Origin of the sequence: Nostoc sp. 2RC (assembly GCF_014222165.1) — a bacterium.
GTDB classification, from domain to species: Bacteria; Cyanobacteriota; Cyanobacteriia; order Cyanobacteriales; family Nostocaceae; genus Nostoc; species Nostoc linckia.
This window is the reverse complement of sequence record NZ_JACKZU010000655.1, coordinates 1-1,967: the sequence shown is the minus strand read 5'-3', so window position 1 is coordinate 1,967 and position 1,967 is coordinate 1. Positions and strand designations below refer to the sequence as shown.

At 40.9% G+C, this 1,967-nt stretch carries 1 protein-coding gene; it reads right to left on the bottom strand.

The window, feature by feature from the left end; genetic code table 11:
• Positions 1–275: 275 nt before the first annotated feature.
• Positions 276–1,577 carry a serine hydrolase gene (locus GNE10_RS34180; protein WP_185570459.1) on the bottom strand — a complete coding sequence of 434 codons (1,302 nt, stop codon included), beginning with the start codon at positions 1,575–1,577 and terminating at the stop codon, positions 276–278.
• Positions 1,578–1,967 lie beyond the last annotated feature (390 nt).

The window sequence follows — 1,967 nt, the reverse complement described above, 5'->3', positions numbered from 1 at the left end:
CCCTCCCCTTGGCAAGGGGAGGGTGCCGTCAGGCGGGTGGGGTATCTGTCGCAAACATTTTTTGAATCGGTATAAGTAGGGGAGGTAGGGAGTAGGAGAGATGAGTTTTTCCCCTCTGCCCCATACCCTAATACGGTTCGGGGAAAGGGAAAAGGAGAAAGGGGAAAGGGGAAAGGTTTCAAATATATCCTTTACCCTTTACCCCTTAACCTTTTCCCAGACCACAAGGGAAGTTCATACTGCTTATCCGAACCCTATTGCCCCATTCCCTTTTATCAACGAGTACGATTGCCAAAAGTCGGTTCTATATTACTAACTTTGGTTTGGTCTAGGTAATTGTAGACTCTGCGAGAAACTTCACGGACAAAATCTCCGGCTTTGGGGTCGTAGTTTGGTCTTTGTACTAAAACACCGGCTAAATAGCTTTTGCCGTTGGGCATTTGAATAATACCCGCGTCACCAATGATGAATCTCAACGTACCGGTTTTGTGGGCGATGGTAGCTCCTTGACCAATGCCAGCTGGTAGTAAACTATTGGTTTTGACACGGCGCATAATACCTAAAACTTGATTGCGGCTATTGGGAGAAAGCAAACGATTATTAGCAACTAACGCCGCCAATCTCACCAAATCTTTAGAACTAGTTGTATTTGTGCCGCCAACGTCTGGAAGTAAATTCTGCATTGCTGTATTTTGCAATCCCCAGCTACGAAAACGTTGGCTAACTTTTGCTGCGCCGCCCAAGCGATCGAGAACCATATTGGTTGCAGTATTATCGCTGATTGTCATCATCAAAGTAGCAGTTTCCAGGACGCTAAATTTAGTGCCAACGGGCTTGTATTGCATAGTTCCAGCTTCACCAACCCTTAAATCACGCCGCATCACTAATTTATCTGTGAGTTTGATTTTGCCAGCGTCTATGTCTTGAAAAAGAGCTACTAATAAGGGAAATTTGATTGTGCTGGCAGCAGCAAATCTTTTTTCACCATTAATATCTATATAGTTCCCTGTTGCTAAATCTAAGAAAAAGATTCCCGGATTTAATGATTTATAATTAGCTAACAAAGTGCGAATTTGAGAACTAAGACCAACCATCTCTTGCCCAAGATGGACAACTCCCGCAAATGTTGAAGCATCTGTGGATTTAATCGCAATATCTTCTCGATTTTCACCAACAACTGGAGCATTTTCCCGGTTAAAAGAATTGAATTGGAATATCCAATGAGAAGGAGAATCTCCTTTAATTGATATATTTTGCGAAGTAATATCATAACCAGGAGCTAATTCGATAACAAAACGAGTTGTTTGAGAATCTGGTTTACCAATGCGAATTTCTTTAATTGCCTTCCCAAAATTTTGCTTGACGCTCTCAGAATTAAAAGTAGTTCCAGGTAAATCAATTACCAATCGGTTGGGATTATCTAATAAAAAAGCTTGTGGTTCTACTCCAGAAGTGGTAGTTAGGTTTAATTGATTTTGGCTAGAATCAAAGTACCAAGACTGTAATTGTGATGCTTTCGCTTGTCCTGCAACCAAAACTAAACTGCTTAAACCAACGGCCAGTAGATGTGATTTCATGTTGTAATTGTGTGTGCAAGTAAGTAGCAAGTAATCAACTTTACTTAGATTGTTTTCTGATGAATGTGTTGAACTTCCGGATAAAAATTCTCAATCCCATTGAGTTATTTTTTGAGATGTCTTTGGGATTAGATAAGCACAACAAATCATCATCACTCATTAAAAGTAAATCGCTGAGAATTTTATTTGTGATGTGAGTTGACAACAACAGAAATTGTTAATCTAGCGCAAGGACGAGCCAAGGGTCAATTATGTTTCCAACTTAATGGGCATTGGGCATGGGGCATTGGGCATTGGGCAAAGGGCAAAGGGCAAAAGAAAGATCCCTCCCAATACTTGTCGGGTTTTGGGGGAAAGGGAAAGGGGAAAAGGGAAAGAAAAAACCTTTAA

Excerpts from the sequence above, each read along its gene's own strand:
- GNE10_RS34180 (WP_185570459.1), bottom strand. The coding sequence starts at position 1,577 with ATGAAATCACATCTACTGGCCGTTGGTTTAAGCAGTTTAGTTTTGGTT.